Origin of the sequence: Campylobacter volucris, assembly GCF_008011665.1 — a bacterium.
GTDB lineage: Bacteria > Campylobacterota > Campylobacteria > Campylobacterales > Campylobacteraceae > Campylobacter_D > Campylobacter_D volucris_A.
This window is the reverse complement of record NZ_VOWJ01000013.1, coordinates 175,945-193,413: the sequence shown is the minus strand read 5'-3', so window position 1 is coordinate 193,413 and position 17,469 is coordinate 175,945. Positions and strand designations below refer to the sequence as shown.

At 27.8% G+C, this 17,469-nt stretch carries 17 protein-coding genes; 8 read left to right on the top strand and 9 right to left on the bottom strand.

The genetic code is table 11. The features are described from left to right. Nucleotides 1-64 precede the first annotated feature (64 nt). The 3 genes from FPD38_RS01775 to FPD38_RS01765 are packed head-to-tail and all read right to left on the bottom strand — an operon-like array spanning nucleotide 65 to nucleotide 4,468. Complete coding sequence (locus FPD38_RS01775) at nucleotides 65-1,405, bottom strand: TolC family protein (protein ID WP_187153075.1); 1,341 nt, start codon at nucleotides 1,403-1,405, stop codon at nucleotides 65-67. Nucleotide 1,406: 1 nt separating this feature from the next. Next, a complete protein-coding gene (locus tag FPD38_RS01770; protein ID WP_147555078.1) occupies nucleotides 1,407-3,338 on the bottom strand; it encodes an ABC transporter permease in 1,932 nt (643 codons plus the stop codon). Further along, nucleotides 3,335-4,468, bottom strand: coding sequence for an efflux RND transporter periplasmic adaptor subunit (locus FPD38_RS01765; RefSeq protein WP_147555077.1), 1,134 nt, complete (start codon nucleotides 4,466-4,468; stop codon nucleotides 3,335-3,337). Before FPD38_RS01765 ends, FPD38_RS01770 begins: the two co-directional genes overlap by 4 nt. A gap of 131 nt (nucleotides 4,469-4,599) precedes the next feature. Here FPD38_RS01765 and FPD38_RS01760 point away from each other — a divergent pair, with 131 nt between their 5' ends. Next, the gene (locus tag FPD38_RS01760; RefSeq protein WP_261798266.1) at nucleotides 4,600-5,205 is read left to right on the top strand and encodes a nitroreductase family protein; all 606 of its coding nucleotides are present in this window, start codon (nucleotides 4,600-4,602) and stop codon (nucleotides 5,203-5,205) included. Between the two features lie 80 nt (nucleotides 5,206-5,285). Here FPD38_RS01760 and FPD38_RS08245 read toward each other — a convergent pair whose 3' ends face one another. Genes FPD38_RS08245 through FPD38_RS01750 form a run of 3 tightly spaced genes read right to left on the bottom strand, consistent with a single transcriptional unit; the run spans nucleotide 5,286 to nucleotide 8,540 of the window. Next, entirely contained in the window at nucleotides 5,286-5,426 is a 141-nt protein-coding gene (locus FPD38_RS08245) for a hypothetical protein (RefSeq protein ID WP_261798265.1), read from the bottom strand. Further along, the gene (locus FPD38_RS01755) at nucleotides 5,413-7,296 is read right to left on the bottom strand and encodes a CocE/NonD family hydrolase (protein ID WP_261798264.1); all 1,884 of its coding nucleotides are present in this window, start codon (nucleotides 7,294-7,296) and stop codon (nucleotides 5,413-5,415) included. The genes FPD38_RS08245 and FPD38_RS01755 overlap by 14 nt, the downstream gene beginning before the upstream one ends. Next, on the bottom strand, nucleotides 7,293-8,540 hold the full coding sequence (locus FPD38_RS01750; RefSeq protein ID WP_261798263.1) for an MFS transporter: 1,248 nt from the start codon (nucleotides 8,538-8,540) through the stop codon (nucleotides 7,293-7,295). The genes FPD38_RS01755 and FPD38_RS01750 overlap by 4 nt, the downstream gene beginning before the upstream one ends. 245 nt (nucleotides 8,541-8,785) lie before the next feature. Between FPD38_RS01750 and FPD38_RS01745 the strand changes: the two genes are divergently transcribed. From FPD38_RS01745 to mnmH, 7 genes are read left to right on the top strand one after another with little or no spacing between them, the layout of a single operon-like run. Then, nucleotides 8,786-9,730, top strand: a complete 945-nt coding sequence (locus tag FPD38_RS01745) for an NAD(P)-binding domain-containing protein (protein WP_147555075.1) — start codon at nucleotides 8,786-8,788, stop codon at nucleotides 9,728-9,730. Beyond that, a complete protein-coding gene (locus tag FPD38_RS01740; protein ID WP_147555074.1) occupies nucleotides 9,724-10,416 on the top strand; it encodes a tRNA1(Val) (adenine(37)-N6)-methyltransferase in 693 nt (230 codons plus the stop codon). Before FPD38_RS01745 ends, FPD38_RS01740 begins: the two co-directional genes overlap by 7 nt. Beyond that, nucleotides 10,406-10,777: a YkgJ family cysteine cluster protein gene (locus FPD38_RS01735; RefSeq protein WP_147555073.1), complete on the top strand. Its 372-nt coding sequence runs from the start codon at nucleotides 10,406-10,408 to the stop codon at nucleotides 10,775-10,777. The genes FPD38_RS01740 and FPD38_RS01735 overlap by 11 nt, the downstream gene beginning before the upstream one ends. Beyond that, entirely contained in the window at nucleotides 10,753-11,991 is a 1,239-nt protein-coding gene (locus tag FPD38_RS01730) for a tetratricopeptide repeat protein (protein WP_187153074.1), read from the top strand. Before FPD38_RS01735 ends, FPD38_RS01730 begins: the two co-directional genes overlap by 25 nt. Then, nucleotides 11,976-12,566 carry a beta/alpha barrel domain-containing protein gene (locus FPD38_RS01725; protein WP_147555071.1) on the top strand — a complete coding sequence of 197 codons (591 nt, stop codon included), beginning with the start codon at nucleotides 11,976-11,978 and terminating at the stop codon, nucleotides 12,564-12,566. Before FPD38_RS01730 ends, FPD38_RS01725 begins: the two co-directional genes overlap by 16 nt. 1 nt (nucleotide 12,567) lies before the next feature. Then, entirely contained in the window at nucleotides 12,568-13,056 is a 489-nt protein-coding gene (locus FPD38_RS01720) for an HIT family protein (RefSeq protein ID WP_147555070.1), read from the top strand. Further along, a complete protein-coding gene (mnmH, locus tag FPD38_RS01715; protein ID WP_147555069.1) occupies nucleotides 13,049-14,032 on the top strand; it encodes a tRNA 2-selenouridine(34) synthase MnmH in 984 nt (327 codons plus the stop codon). The genes FPD38_RS01720 and mnmH overlap by 8 nt, the downstream gene beginning before the upstream one ends. Here mnmH and FPD38_RS01710 read toward each other — a convergent pair. The 3 genes from FPD38_RS01710 to FPD38_RS01700 are packed head-to-tail and all read right to left on the bottom strand — an operon-like array spanning nucleotide 14,021 to nucleotide 17,452. Beyond that, complete coding sequence (locus tag FPD38_RS01710) at nucleotides 14,021-15,544, bottom strand: inorganic phosphate transporter (RefSeq protein WP_147555068.1); 1,524 nt, start codon at nucleotides 15,542-15,544, stop codon at nucleotides 14,021-14,023. The two genes, mnmH and FPD38_RS01710, sit on opposite strands and share 12 nt — an antisense overlap. Before the next feature lie 43 nt (nucleotides 15,545-15,587). Next, nucleotides 15,588-16,688, bottom strand: coding sequence for a 4-hydroxythreonine-4-phosphate dehydrogenase (gene pdxA / locus FPD38_RS01705; RefSeq protein WP_147555067.1), 1,101 nt, complete (start codon nucleotides 16,686-16,688; stop codon nucleotides 15,588-15,590). Continuing rightward, complete coding sequence (locus FPD38_RS01700; RefSeq protein ID WP_147555066.1) at nucleotides 16,685-17,452, bottom strand: pyridoxine 5'-phosphate synthase; 768 nt, start codon at nucleotides 17,450-17,452, stop codon at nucleotides 16,685-16,687. Before FPD38_RS01700 ends, pdxA begins: the two co-directional genes overlap by 4 nt. Nucleotides 17,453-17,469: the final 17 nt, after the last annotated feature.

The window sequence follows — 17,469 nt, the reverse complement described above, 5'->3', positions numbered from 1 at the left end:
AATAACAAAATTTACACAATCTTACTTATGACATTATTACAAAATGAAACATATTATAAAACAACTAATCTGAAATTAAAACTATACTATGATATAAATTTATATTTTTAAGCAAAGCTAGCCTTGCTCTAGTGAGTTCTTGTAAAGAATTCACTAACAAAGTATCTGCATCAAGATAATCTTTTAATTCATTGCGTCCTAGGTTGTATTTTTCAAGATACAAAGAAGCAATTTGAGCTTGATTAGTGCTGATTTTATCAGTAAGTTTTAATAATAAGTTAAAATATTTATCATTTTCATAACACAATTTAAAATCATTTAATGTCTTTTGCAAAGCGTCTTTATACTCTAATAGTCTTATATTGTATTCATATTCTGAAATTTTTATATTTTGCTTAATTCTATAAAAGTCTAAAAAAGGTAATTCTATAGTTACATTGCCTCCTAAAAATAAAAATTTAAAACTATCATTGAATTTTTCACTAGATCCGTCTATACTACTAAGTATTTTTATACTCGGTAGTATATTTTTTTGCACACTAGAATAATTTTTATAAGATGATTTTAATAAATTTAACTTAGCCTGCATTTGCGGTGTATAGGCAAACATTTTCAAATCTATATCAAAATTTACTTTATCTAAAGAAAAATCTTTCAAAGTGTAAGTAGAAATTTTTTGAAGTAATTTTTCATTCTCAAAGCCTAATAAATCTTTTAAATTTTTAAGTGTTGCTTCTTTATTTTGAAGATTAGTAATGATATTTTGCTTAGTATTAAGAAGTGATTTTTTGATGTTTAAAAGATCAATATATTCTATTTTTCCAAATTCTAATTTACTAGTATAAATTTCTAACATTTGCTCAAGATTATTATAATGCTCATTAAGCAAAATATCTACATCGTTAAAATATGCCAAATCAAAGATAGAATTTATAGTTAGATTAACTATATCTAATTTTAATTTTTGCAATTCATATTCGCTAGATTTAGCTAAAAATTCACTAGATGCAACTTTATCTGAAATTTTAGCATATATATCAAGCTCATAATTCAACATTAGGCCATTAGAAAATCCAGAATTTTCACTCCCATTTTCTAAATTTCTTTTTATATTTGCACCTAAATTTCCGCTCAAAGTTGGATAAAAATCAACCTTTAAAAGTTTATATCTAGTTAATGTGCTTAAAAGATTAATTCTTGCTACATTTAAGTCTTTATTGTTATCTATTACACTTTGAACAATTTGGTTTAAATCTTCATTTTTATACCTTTTCCACCAAGGATAACTAGCGTTAAAATCTTCAAAAAATTTTTGCGAAATTTGTTCTTGTTTAATCTGCTCTAATCTTACACTAGTGCAAGCATTAAAAAATAAAGCTAATACAAATATTATAAAAATTTTCATTTTATTCCTTTGATAGAGCATTAATAGGATTTAAATTTGCAGCATTTTTAGCTGGAAAAAATCCAAATACAAGCCCAATAAAAACAGAACTTAAAAGCCCTAAAAATACAGAATTTAAAGAAAGTATCATTGTAAAACCTATACTTAAAGAATTAAAAACTTCTACTATCGCAAAAGAAAGTAAAACACCAAAAATAGCACCAAAAGAACAAATCAAAACCGCTTCTATTAAAAACTGCATTAAAATATCTTCTTTCCTAGCTCCTATAGCCATTCTGATACCAATCTCTCTTGTTCTTTCGCTCACAGAAACTAGCATAATATTCATCACCCCAATGCCTCCTACTATCAAAGAAACCACAGCTATAGAAGATACTAATAAAGTTAAAGTAGCTGTATTTTCTTCTACTGCATTCTTAATAGCATCAGAATTAATAGTAAAAAAATCTTTTTTACCTCGTTTGATTTTTAAAATTTTTACCATAGCTTCCTCTGCCAAAGATGGATTAACTTCATCTTTGACCTTGGCAACTATAGATCTTATTTGCTTATCACCTGTGATTTTATTTATCAAGGTAGTGTAGGGAATATAAATTTTTATAGTATTTTCATCGGCTCTAAAACCCTTATTATCTCTTTCGCGTTTTAAAACACCTACTATAGTTAAAGGTTGTTGATTAAAAATGATACTTTTACCTAAAATACTTCTGGTATTAGCATTTTCAAATAAAATTCTCAAGGCATTTTCATCAACTATACATATATTTGTATTATCCTTAATATCTTCATAATTAATAAACCTCCCATCTACCATCACAAAACCTCTAAGTTTTAAATGATTTGGCCCTACTCCATAAATTCTAGCTTGCAAAGAATTACTTTTATAAGTTACAACCCCAACCTTACCCACATCAGCTTCTACAGCCTCTAAATAAGGCAAAGAGCTTAAAGTCTTTAAGTCGCTTAAATTCAAACGCGTTTTACCTGATCTTATATCTCCTAATCCTCTTCCAGATACTACTTCTATGGTATTTGTCCCAATAGAGCTTATAGAAGCTAAGATGCTTTGTTGAGCCCCAAGACCTAAAGCTACTACACAAACTACTGAAGCTATACCTATAATAATTCCAAGCATAGTCAATAAAGATCGTAGTTTATGAGCGATGATAGCTGCTATTGACATCTTAAAGCTTTCAAAAATTTGATTTTTTAACAAAGCAAAACTTTTTCTTTCTTTATCTATTATTTTTTTATCAGGATTTATGAGCTCTTTTGGATTGCTATCTTTAATAATTTTTCCATCTTTAATTTCAATAACTCTTTTTGCCATAGCAGCTATACAAGGATCGTGTGTCACTAAAACTATAGTATGGCCTTGCTCATTAAGTTTAGTTAAAATTTCTAAAACTATTTTTCCACTTTTAGAATCAAGAGCTCCTGTTGGCTCATCAGCCAAAATTAACTCACCACCATTTATTAACGCTCTTGCTATAGACACTCTTTGCTGTTGTCCGCCACTTAATTGATTTGGTTTTGAAAATTCTTTATGATCAAGCTCTAAAAATGAAAGTAATTTTTTAGCTTTTTCCAAACGCTCATTTTTATTTTTACCTGCATATACAGCTGGTAAAGCTACATTTTCTTTAGCATTTAATAAATTAAGCAGATTGTATCTTTGAAAAATAAAGCCTATTTTTTCTCTTCTAAGCCTTGCTTTTTCATCTTTTGAAGCTTTATTAACATCATAATTATCTAAAAAATATTCCCCGCTACTTGGCTCATCTAAAGTTCCTATGATGTTTAAAAGAGAAGTTTTACCGCTACCTGATTGACCAATAATAGCTACAAATTCACCTTTGCAAATTCTAAGACTAATATTATCTAAAATAGTAGCAGTATTAATCTTTTTAGAAATACTTTTTAAAAGTATCATTTTGCACTTTTACCTATAATGACTAAATCATTTTCATTCAAACCTTTTAAAATTTGTGTATTAAGACTATCTTTGATACCTAATTGCACAGGAGTTTTTACTACAATTTTATCATCTTTTAAAATTTCTACATAATATCCATTGATATCGCTATGAATTGCCAAAGTTGGAATTACCAAAGCATCTTTTTCAATTTTAATAGCTATTTCATTTTCTGTACTCATGCCAATTCGCAAAAAGTTATTTTCATTTTTTACAAAAAATCTAGCATAATAATACACAGCATTTGCACTAGTATTTGAAGTAGAATTTAAATTTGAATTACTAGTTGCATTAGTGATAGTAGTATTTGCTGGATCTATGCTTGAAATGATAGCTTCATATTTTTTATCAGGCTCGTTTAAGATGCTAAATTTCACACTTTTGCCTACTGCAATTTTATTAATATCTGCTTCAGCTATTTGCATACGAATTTCCATCTCGCTTAAATCTGCTAAACGCACTATACTTGGAGTATTTTGATTTGCATTTACGGTTTGTCCTTCTTCGACTGCTACATTGATGATTTCACCCTTACTTGGTGCTTTAATGGTTGTATAAGCTAAATCTTTTTGAGCATTTTTTAAAGAAATTTCAAGTTGGGTTGTTTGGGCTTTTAATTCTGCTACATTTGCTCTTAAAGCATAAAAATTATTTTTTAAATTTTCAAGATTTTCTAAAGAAGTGGCCATTTTTTCATATAGTTTTTGCTCTCTTTGATACTGCCTTAAAGCTATATCTAAGGCAATTTTTTTACTTTCTAAATTCGCTTTAGTACTTTCAAGTTTTGCTTTGGTAATATCAAGATCATTTTGTTGTTTATCTTTATCAATTTGAGCTATTAATTCCCCTTCATTTACATGATCTCCTAAATCAACATAAAGTTTTACTATTTGCCCGCTAACTTGTGCACCAACATCAACTTGAGTTTTAGCATATACTTCACCGATAGCCTCTATGCTTTGAGTTATATCTTGTCTTTGAACTTCAACGGTTAAATAATCAATTTTTTCTTTATTAGCAAACAATAAAAAATACACACAAATTCCAAACACGATCAACAATAATATCAAATAAACAATTTTTCTCATACAAACCTTTTTTTCTAAAATAATAAAATATTTTTATAAAGCCAAAATAAAATTGTATCAATATAAGATATTATTTTAATAATTTTAAAGTATTATTTAATTAGCATATAAAAACAAAAAAAGGAAAAATTATGGATTATCTACAACTCATGCAAAATCGCTCGTCTATTAGATCTTATCTTGATAAAGAAATTTCCAAAAAAGACTTAAGTTATATATTAGAATGTGCTAGATTGTCTCCGAGTTCATTAGGTCTTGAACCTTGGAGATTTTTAATCTTTCAAAACAAAAAACATAAAAAAGAAATTTCTCAAATAGCTAACAATCAAGCCCATGTGCAAAATTGCGCAGCTATTGTTGTAGTTTTAGCTAGAGCTGACTTTAAAGAATATTTTGAAGAAAAAATGAAAAAGAAAAAACTAAGTCAAGAAAAAATAGACATGTATTTAAATATATATAAACCTTTTATCGATGGCATGAATTTAGAACAAAGCTTTGCTTATGCAAGAGAACAATGTCATATAGCCTCTACCAATATCATTAATGCAACTTTCAATTTAAATTTAGGAGCTTGTGTAATAGGTGGATTTGATCAAGATAAAATCAATCAATACTTAAAACTTGATATAAACAAACAAAGAGTTTCTTTGCTAATTACCCTAGGATATCCTAGCACTGAAATAAAAGGTGAAAAATTTCGTTTTGATTTTAATGAAGTGGTGGAATTTAAGGATTGATTTTAAAAAAATAATTCATGTATCATATAAAATATCATTAAAGTTTAATAATTTCCAAAGCGAATTTCACTTTGGAAAGCTCATAAACTATTTCTTTTTATTTTATGATCGTATTTTTTTTCAAATACAAGTTTTTCATTTTCTTTAACTTTCATATCTCCTTTTATATAAAAATACTCCATATCACTTGTTTGAGTTAGTATAATGTCAGTATCTATCATACAATTTTCTCTGCCTATTTTCATTTTTTGGGTAATGGTGTATTTTGGCACTTAGCGGATCATTATTTTTTAAACTAAGTTCTCTTTTTAAGTTATGTTCAACCAAAACATCAACCTCATCAAACCTATAAACACCCTCTCCAAAAACTCCTCCAACTCCATCTGTAATGCAAGTCCAAGTATCACTTAAAATATCATAAGATATAGTTCTATCAACCTTACCTTCTTTTAGTAAAGTCAAAGGTGTCAAAGGCGCACTTTGTGGCTCTAAATTTATTTTGTTGCTATCTTTACCATTAAAAATTGGTAATGAAATTTTACACTCACTTAAATCTAAAGTTAAAGTTGAAATTTCTGGCATAGGCCAAAACATAGGCCAAAAGGTATTTGCCAAAGAAAGTCTTATCTTAGAACCTTTTGAAAATCTATGTCCGCATAAATCAAGCTTTAATTGTTTAACTATAAATTTATCTTTTTCTAAAGGCTCAAATTTTTCTTTATTATCGCTTAATGCTAAATTCAATACCCCATAACTCACTCTTTGCACAAAGCCATCATCTCTTACTTCGCTAAGTTGTGCAAATAACATAGCTTTTTCTTTATCACTTGAAAATTTTACATTAAGTAGTGGAAACCCCAAAACATCTAAATTATCTTGTAAAATTTCACTTTCAAAAATTACAGCCATTCCATCATCTAATCTTTGATCACATGGACTTTCTCCTAAAACTCCTGCCCCCATCCATTCACCTGCTAATAGACCATGATTTAAAGGAGTGTTTATTTTTATAAAAGCATTACTTTTTTCTTGTTTTAGTTGATATGGATTTACATAATAATGTCCATACTTAATATCTTTTTGTATATCATCAATACCAACAAAACGACCATCTATAAATTCTATCTTAGAATTTGGTTTTATAGAATTTTCAATATAAGCTTGTATCATAGGACAATCTAAAACATTATTGTCTATATTTTTTAGCCATTTATCCCACCATTTTAAAGCTTCTTGTAAAAATCCCATAGCTGGAAGTGGAGCTCCATCGTGTGGATAAACATGAGCCCAAGGTCCTATGATAGCCTTTTTTGGCACTTTTAAACCTTGCATTAGAGTAAAAACTGGATTGGTATAAGAATCAGCCCATCCATCTAAAGCAAAAACAGGAACTTCTATGTCATTATAATTTTCACTTACTGAACCATGTTTCCAATACTCATCTTTTAAAGTATGCTCAAGCCATAAAGCTGGCCATAGTGGCATATTTTCAAGTCTATTTAACCATTTAGCTCTTCCATTTGGATCAATCTTTGGATCTACAAAGCGAGATTGGTAAGCTAGCATTATATTGCCCCACCAAAAATTATCATTTAATAAACAACCACCCTTATAATGTATATCATCATTGTATCTATCATCAGTAAAACCTACCACTATAATGGCTTTTAAATTTTTTGGCTTTCTAGCTGCTACTTGCAAGGAGTTAAACCCTCCCCAAGACTTACCCATCATACCTATATTTGCATTGCACCATTCTTGCTTAGCTATCCATTCTATAACTTCTAAGGCATCATCTTGCTCTTGTTTTAGATACTCATCTTTTAAAAGTCCATCTGATTCCCCACTTCCTCTCATATCTACTCTCACAACAGCATAACCATTTCCAGCAAAATACCCATGCATAGGTTCATCTCTTGTCCTTGTACCATCATTTTTTCTATAAGGTATATATTCTAAAATTGCTGGTATTTTTTCATTTGTTTGTGGTAACCAAATTCTAGCAGATAACCTAACTCCATCTTTTAAAACTATCCATTCATTTTCAATAACTTTTACTTTATATTTAAAATCTTTTATAATTTTTTTCATAATTTTTCCTTTTTGTTGTATTTTTTAATCCATACACTGCAAAATATCACACCTAAAATAGCCATAATTATCATGATGCTAAAATAATAATGATATCCTTTTACCCCTGCATATCTATCAAGCAAATCTCCAGCTAAAAGTGGAGCAAAAACTTCAGGTAAATAACCAAAAGTAGATACTATACCTATGGCCATTCCTGTTAAATGTATAGGAATTTTTCCCTCACTTAATAAAGAATAATAAATTCCAAAATTAGAATACATTGCCACATAAACTACTACACATGAACTAGTTAAAACAGCCATTTGCAAAAATCCACTTAAATTTGAACTAAGCATTAAAAACATAACACCAATACCCATCATTACAAACCCTATTAGCATGACTTTAGCCTTACCATAACCATCGGCCACAAAACCACCTATGGTAGAAGATACAGGACGAATGTATTGAGCTAAAACGGTTAAAATAGCTGCAAAAACTGCTGATGTACCTATAATATTACTTGCATAAGGAGTAAAATAATAAAAACTCATATTAAAAAAATATGTACAAAAAGTAATCACTACAATCAACCAAAGGGCTGAATTTTTTAACAATACAAACAAGTCTTGCAATCTTAATTTTTCACTCTTTTCTTCCACCTTATCTTTTAAAAGAAAAAATAACAAAATAGCACTGATAATAGGCGCTAAAGAGTAGAATACAATTACCATTTCAATGCCTTGTGAAGCTAAGGATTTGGTTTGAAAATATCCAAATATACTTGTAGCAATAGCCAAATGAATAGCTCCAACAACACCTCTACCTCCTTCAAAAATCCCATAAGCTCTAGCTTGTTCTTTAGAATTTGCTAGACTTCTAACTATTTTAATCAAAGACGGCCAAAAAGTAAGTAAAGATGTAATACCCCAAATTCCATATATAATAAGCAATACGTTCAAAGAAGTAAAATACAAATGTAACAATCCTCCACACCCTGTGGCAATTAGAGAAAAAATTAATAATTTTTTTGGAGCAAACCTATCAGCTAAATATCCACCTAAGGCATAAGAAAATAATCCAAGTAATCCATAAGCACTTCCCAAAAGCCCCATTTGGAAATTATTAAGATTATAAAGTGCCATATAATCATCATAATAATACTTTCTAAAATAAGGTAATCCATAAATTATAGATCCACAAAAAGAAAGCAACAAAAGAGTAAAAAAATTATTTTTTAAATTTTGTATTTTTTGTGTCATATTTACACCTCCTTATTTTTATAATATATAATTTTTAATCTTTTAATATAAAAATAAATAAAATTTTATACAAAAATTATTTTATTTGGTTTATTTTTACACATTGAAAATATATATAATAAAAAATTATTATTTTTAAATTAAAATCATTATACGGCAAGAGTAAAATTTATGGTTATATTTTATTTTTTATTATCATTTTTTTGATAAATTTTACTAATTAAATATATTTACAAAGGGAAAAGATGAAAATTTTTGATATGGTAGTTATTGGTGCTGGACCTGCTGGTATCGCAGCTGGAGTAGAAGCAAAAATAAAAAATAAAGAAGTAATCATACTAGAAAAAGCTGATGCAATTTGTCAAACTTTAGTTAAATTCTACAAAGAAGGCAAAAGAGTTGATAAAGCTTATAAAGGTTGTGATAGCACAAATCATGGTCATATAGATTTTAACGATGGAACTAGAGAAAGCACTATAGAAACTTTCGAAAAAACAATTAAAGAACATAATCTTGAAATTAAATTTTCAAGTGAAGTTGAAAGTATTAAACAAGATGGTGAAAATTTTATAGTTAGCACTGCAAATGAAAACTATATTTGCAAAAACGCTGTAGTTGCTATAGGTAGAATGGGAAAACCAAACAAGCCAAGCTACACTCTACCTATGACTTTAACTAAAATTATAAATTTTAACGCTAACTCTACTAGCCAAAATGAAAAAATTTTGGTAGTTGGCGGAGGAAATTCAGCTGCAGAATACGCAATAGATCTAGCCAAAAACAACGATATTACACTTTGCTATAGAAGAGAAACTTTTTCAAGATTAAATGATATCAATCTTGAAAATTTACATAAAGCATTTAACGAAGGTGCTATTCAAGCAAAACTTGGCATAGACATTATAAGCATTGAAGATGAAAGTGGCAAAGCTAAGGTCAATTTTACTGATAATTCTAGTGAAATTTATGATCGTATTATTTATGCTATAGGTGGTTCAACTCCACTTGATTTTTTACAAAAATGCTCTATACAAGTAGATGATAAAGGCATTCCAAGTTTTAATGAAAATAAAGAAAGCAATGTTAAAGGTTTGTTTGTAGCTGGAGACATAGCTAGTAAAAATGGTGCTTCTATCGTTGTGGGTTTAAATGATGCATTTAAAATCTGCAATCATCTTTATAAATGTTAAAGCTCTTTCAATATCCAAAAGGCTATCGTTACAACAACGATAGTCTTTTACTTTTTGATTTTTTATCCAAACAAAATTTACAAGGAAATATTTTAGATATAGGTTGTGGTTGTGGAATTTTAGGCTTATTAATAAAACAAAAATTTCCAAATTCTAAAGTCTTTATGCTTGATATACAACAAAAAAATATTGATTTAACTTGTAAAAATTCTATAGAAAATGGCTTGAATGTTAAAACTATTTGTCAAGATTTTTTACATTTTAAAAGTGATGTTAAATTTGATTATTTAGTTTCCAATCCTCCATTTTATAAACAAAATACTCAAAAAACAGATGATTTACATACGAACATTTCAAGATATCAAGAATTTATGCCGCTTGAAAAAATGATAGCTAAGATGAATTCTATAATCAAACCAAATGGAAAAATTTATATGTGCTATGAGGCTGAATTTTTAGATGCAATTTGTGCTTATTTTATGCAATATAAAATAAAACTTACCAAATTGCAATTTATCCACTCTAATAATGCTAAATCAGCAAGATTAATGCTATTAGAAGCTAGAAAAAATAGCAAAGGTCCTATTGAAATTTCACCACCGCTATTTATATATAAAAATGATAAATTAAATCAAATCGTAGAAGAAATTTACAAAACAACTGGAACAATTAGTTATGATTTATAATAAAGATTATGATTACACTTTCGATGAAAATGCTTGTCAAAAATGTCAAGGCAAATGTTGCACTGGAGAAAGTGGCTATATATTTGCCAATCAAGATGAGCTCTATAAAATAGCAAATTTTTTAAATTTGAGTTTTGAAGAATTTCAAAAACAATACCTCATCAAAGTTGGCTTTAAATTTAGTTTTAAAGAAGAAAAATACAAAGATGGTTATCGTTGTATTTTTTTTGATACAATGCATAAAAAATGTCTAATCTACAAATACAGACCAAATCAATGCAAGACTTTTCCATTTTGGGAGTATTTTAAAACACATAAAAAGGAGTTGCAAAAAGAATGCATAGGAGTTTGCTTTCATTAATTATATTAATATCTATTTTTAGCTATAGCTTCGCCAAAAACGAACAAGAGCTTCTAAAAGCTTTGATTTACGAAGAATATTCTGAGTATAAAAATGCTTATGAAATTTATGCAAAATTATTTAAAGATAGTAATGAAAGTATATATTTACAAAAAGCTTTATTTTTAGCTTTAGGTAATAATTTTAAAGAAAAAGAACAACTTTTAAAAGACTCAAAAGACTTTTTACATTTACCTGCCATAGCAAGATTGCATGCTTTGTATGCTTTTGAAAAAGGCAATTACCAAGAAGCAGAAAATTTGATTTTTAGTCTTATCAAGAAAAACAAACAAGATTATAGAAATTATGAGTTATTGGGTGATATTTACACAAGAAAAGGATTATTTACAAAAGCTTTAAAAGAGTATAACAAAGCTTATGAACTTTTTGCTCATGAAAATCTTTTACTTAAAATAGTAGAACTTAATGTAAGAACTAAAAATATCAATCAAGCTAAAAAAGATTTAGAAACTTTTAGAAAAAATTATGGATGTTCATTGAAAACTTGTACTTTGCTTTTAAAAATTTATCAAGAGCAAAACAATACTCAAGCTAGCACAGAATTGCTTCAAAATTTATATAAAATCAACAATGATATAAAATATATCTATGCCATTATAGAGCTTTTAAGCAAAGAAAAAAAATACACTCAAGCTTTAAATATCGCCAAAGAATACAATATAGACACAGATACTAAAGTATTTTTATATACTCAATTAAAAGATTATAAAAAAGCTTATGAAGAAGTTTTAAAAAAATACCAATTAAGTAAAAATAAAAAATACCTTTCAATGGCTGCCATTTTAGAATTTGAAAATTACGCAGATGCAAAAAGTAAAAAAATCACTGATAAAAAAAGACTAGAATCAATCTTAAAAAAATTTGAAGAAAGTGTTGATATACGCAGTGAAGCTTTGTATCAAAATTTTTATGGCTATACTTTAATAGAATATGGTATAGACATTAAAAAAGGTATAGAGCTAGTAGAATGGGCTTTAGAGCAAGAACCTGAAAATCTTTATTATCTTGATTCACTAGCTTGGGGGTATTATAAACTAAATGATTGTAAAAAAGCTTATGAAATTTTACAAAAAACCTTACATGATAAAGAATTTTCAAATTCACCAGAAAGCAAAGAGCATTTAGAGGCTATAAAAAAATGTTTGAAAAAATAAACTTAGAGCAAAATTTCAAACAAAGTCAAAAAAAATTAGAGCAAAAAAAAGAAAAAATTCCCTATGATGTTTTAGGAAGAAGTCTAGCTTCCAATGCTTTTTATCCTAAAGACTTGTATTTAATGTTGCTAAAAAATCAAGTTTCAAATATTTTATTTTTAAATGATTTAAATTTTAAAAAAGATGATTTTGATGGAGTTATCATCAATACTTTTTTAGAAGATGTGCAAAATCTTAGTCTTTTTAGACGCTATAGTCAAAAACCCATCATACAATTTGATTTTATTTTTGATGAATATCAAATTTTAGAAAGTCTAGTGTATGGCGCAGATGCATTTTATATACAGCCAAAAATGCTTACAACATTACAACTTAAAAAACTCTATAGTTTTGCTATTCATTTAGGTTTAGAAGCTATATTTTTCACACAAGATAAAAGTGATATAAATCATTCTATACTAGCAGGGGCAAGAATTTTTCATATAGAAGATGAAGAGCTTTTAAAATTTTTACCTAAAAATAAAGCCATCATAAGTAAAAATATCAAACACCTTCACGCTTGTATAAAGGATTAAAATGGAATATTTATACGCACCTTGGAGAGATGCATATTTTAATCAAAAAGATAAAAATTCTTGTCCATTTTGCAAATGCAATGAAGTCTTAGATCAAGATGAGACTTTTGGAGTAATTTTTAGGGCAAAATATTGTTTTGCAATTATGAATAAATTTCCTTATAGTCCTGGACATTTTATGATCATACCTTATGAGCATACTGAAAATATAGAAGATTTAGATGATAAAATTTGGATACAAATGAGTCAATACGTGCAAATTGGTGTGAAAATTTTAAAAGATGAGCTTTTTGCTAAAGGTGTAAATATCGGTATGAATTTAAGCGCAGCAGCAGGAGCTGGCATAGCACCTCATTGTCATTATCATTTAGTGCCAAGATGGCAAGGAGATACTAATTTTATTACCACTATTGCAAATACTAGAGTATGTGGAAGTGATTTAAAGCAAATTTATAAAAAATTACGCAAAGCTTTTTTAGCTTATGTTTGAAGAAGTTGAATTTAATCAATTTCAAAATTACAATTTTGATTTGATTATAGATGCTAGAAGCCCTAGAGAATTTAAACATTCTCATATTAAAAATTCTAAAAATTACTATGCTCTAAACGATGAAGAATTTAAAGAAATTGGAACTATTTACACTAAAAATAAAAGTCTAGCAAAAGCAAAAGGTGCAAGTTATATTTGTAAAAATATGAGTGATCATATTAAAGATATTTATGATAAATACAAAATTAGATCTTTGGTGGGGATTTATTGTGCTAAAGGTGGAATGAGATCAAAATCTTTATCATTAATACTTAGTGAGCTTGGATATAAGGTTGTGAGATTAAAAGGTGGTTATAAGGGATATAGAAGCTATTTGAGTGATTTTTTCAAGCAAAAATTAAATATAAAATTTTACTGCTTATGTGGTAACACTGCAAGTGGTAAAAGTGATTTGTTAAATTTATTAGATAATGCTTTAAATCTTGAAAAATTAGCAAATCATCAAGGATCAAGTTTTGGCAAAATATACGGAGAACAACCGAGCCAAAAAGCCTTTGAAGATGAGCTATTTCATTTTTTAAAACACTATCCTTATAAAACTTGTTTTATAGAAGCTGAAAGTAGGCAAATTGGAAATTTAACCTTACCATTAAATTTATACCAAGCCATGCAAGATGTTGAAAAAATTTGGTGTGAATGCTCTATAAATTTAAGAATTGATAGAATATTAAAAGATTATTCTAAAATTAAAAAAGAATATTTTTATCATTGTGTGGAAAAAATCTCTCCTTATATTAGCAAAGATTTCAAACACAATCTTTTACAAAATTATGAAAATAATGATCTTAAAAATTGTGCTTTAATGCTTTTTGAGTACTATGATAAGGTTTATAAAAAACCTTTAAAAATAAATCATTACATCAATACAGATAATTTACACCAAGCAAAAAAATATCTTATAAATTTACAAGATTAAAATTTGAACAAATATCATAAAAATAATACTTGATAAAATTCCTGCTACAGGCAAGGTAATCACCCAAGCAAGGCCAATAGGCTTCATCATATTCCATTTTGCATCTTTGTTAAATACCCCTATTCCAAGTATCGCTCCGATTAAAATATGTGTTGAGCTAACAGGAATTCCTAATTGAGTTGCCAAAAGTATAACTATACTAGCACCAAGTTCAGCACTAAAACCAGTAGTTGGTTTAATTTGAGCTAGTTTTGAGCCAACGGTTTGGATAACCTCTTTACCTAAAAACCAAAGTCCAATAACCAAAGATATACCAAACATCAACATTACAGCAAATGGGACTGGTGAGCTTGGATTAATTGTATTATTTTTAAGTACATCTAAAATTGCAGCAAATGGGCCTAGAGCATTGGCAATATCATTAGCTCCATGCGAAAAAGCAAAACTTGAAGCGGTAAAAATTTGAAACCATGAAAAAATCTTTTCTATAGTTTTATTTAATTCTGTTTTTTTCATCAATCTAACAACCGCTAAAGTTACTATATAAGCAAAAATGGAAATAATAAAAACTATCCATAAATTTTGCATTAAATTTAAGGTAGAAACCTTATTTAATCCTTTAAATAAAAACATAGAAGAAATCACTAAAGCAGCTACACCAGCTATCAATGGCACATGAAATTTCATCTTGCTAAAAACATCGATATCTTTTTCTTTATCTTTTAATTGTTTAATTTTTAATTTATATTCACTTTTTTTCTCATCATCATCTAGCACTATAGCGCTTAATTCTTTAATTTGCTCTTCTTGAGATTTATTTTGTAGATTTTTAAAATACTCTTCTTTAAATATTTTCTTCTCTTTTTTAATTTCTTTTATTTTGACATTAATAAGCGAAGAAGGCTCTAAAATTCGTTTATAAATGTATGAATAAATCAAATATGCAACAAGTCCTCCAAGCAAAGGAGAGATAATCCAACTTGCGACAATTTTATAAATTCCATTCCAATTTACCATAGAAAAAGCTTCATGCTGATTAAAAAACACAAAACCCATAGCAATACTAGCACCAACTATACCGCCTATAATACTATGAGTAGTAGATACGGGCAATCCTTTTTTACTAGCTATTAAAAGCCAAATTCCTGAACTTAACAATGCTGAAAGCATAATACATACAAATACCATAGGATTAATACCATTTGGTAAAACCACAATACCGCTTCTTATGGTATTTGTCACAGAACCACCTGCAAAAACAGCTCCGCTTAATTCAAATACAGCAGCAATGATCAAAGCTTGTTTTATCGTAACAGTTTTAGCACCCACACTTGTTCCAAAGGAATTTGCAACATCATTGCCACCTATATTAAACGCCATAAAAATCCCAAAAACACTTGCAAGGATAAATAAAATCATAGAATTATTAGGTATATAATTATACCCCCAAATAAAAAAACACAAAACGCTAATTATAAAAATAAAAAACGCTATCATATTTTCCTTATTCAAGTGCCCTCCTTAAGGAATAATTTATCTGTCATTTTAGTGATTTTTACTTATTTTTTTCTTTTATTTTTGAAAATTCTAAAGCTGATTTTACAGCTTGGATATAACTTTGTAAATTTATTTTTTTATTCTTATATGCTATATCATAAGCTGTTCCATGATCAACACTTGTTCTAATAATGGGCAAATTTAAACTCACATTAATGCTTTTTTCAAAATACAAAGCTTTTAATGGAGCTAATGCCACATCATGATACATACTAACTAAATACTTACATTTTTTTAAAGAAGAAGGTATAAAAGCACTATCAGCAACCAAAGGCTCGTTGATAAAAATATCTTCTTTAAAACTCAATGCCTTTTCTTTTTCACTAAGCAAAATATCATTGTTAAGCACATTTAAATTTAAGCCATCATCTTTTAAAAAAACATTGGCTATTTTAATAGCTTTTTTTATTTGAATTTCTTCTTCTCCACCTATAACCCCATCATCACTTGCATGTGGATTAAAACTTAAAACGCCTATAGGTTTAAATAGTGTGCATTGATAAAATTGAATTAAAAATTTAGCAAGTTCTAAAGCATTGATATGCTTATAAACTTCTCTTAAAGCAATATGTTCAGTATATAAAGCCACAAATAATTCTTCACAACCTAGCATCATAATAGCATCTTTATCAAAAAAAACCCTTAAAGCTTCAGTGTGACCTTTATAGTTAATTTGACTCATTTGCCAAGCTTTTTTGTTAATAGGCAAAGTTATTAAAGCATCTAAATAATTTCTTGCACATTTACTTGCCGCTTGAAAACTTAAAAACGAATAAGCTCCAACTTTTGCATCAAGCATACCTGCATTTATGGTAAAATCAATATCCACTTCTTGATCTAACAAGGCAGTGTAAGTATAAATTTTAAAATTTCCTTTTTTTTCTTTAAAGATAAAATTTTCTTGCTCTTTAGAAGAAAATTCTACTAAATTAAATTCATCCTGCAATGTTATATTTAAAAGCTTACTTGCTTTTAAAAATATTTCATAATGAATAAAATAAAAAGGCTCGCAAATTTTTATAAGCTCTTTATGTGCTTGCAATAAAAGTTGCATGCTAATACCATTTAAATCTCCTATACTAATTGCGACTTTTTTCATCTTTGCATCAAAGCTCTCATTTGTAAAATAGCTTCTTTTAAACCTATAAAAATAGATTTTGCTACTATACTTTGACCTATATTTAATTCTTCAATTTCTAAAATATTGACTATATTTTTTACATTTTGATAATTAAGTCCATGACCCGCTGCAACTTTAAGTCCTAATTGTTTTGCAAATTTAGCACTTTCTTTAAGTCTTAAAAGTTCTTCATCTAAAAGTGTTTTTAAATCATTTTTTTCTAAAAGTAAATTAGAAATTGCATAAGAAGTGTAGTTGATATTAGTATATAAAGCATTATAAATATTTGCATAAAGCCCTGTATGAAGCTCTATATAATCAGCATTTAACTCTTTGGATTTTTCTATATCTTTCAAATTTGGATCAATAAATAAAGAAGTTTCAATTTGAGCTTGTTTTAACTTTAAGATGACTTCTTGTAATTTTTCATTATTTAAATTTAATCCACCCTCTGTTGTTAGTTCTTGTCTTTTTTCTGGTACCAAGGTAACCCTTGAAGGTTTGTATTTTAAAGCATATTCTATCATATCAAGAGAGCATTCAAGATTGACTATACATTTGCAATATTTTAAAATATTTTCTAAATCTTTTTCATTTGCATGTCTGCGATCTTCTCTTACATGTATGGTTATTTGATCGCACAAAGGTGAAACCAAAAATGCAGCTTCTAATAAATCAGGATCATTTACTTTTCTAGCTTCTCTTAAAACAGCAATATGATCAATATTTACCCCTAAAAGCATAAGTTTTCCTTATATTT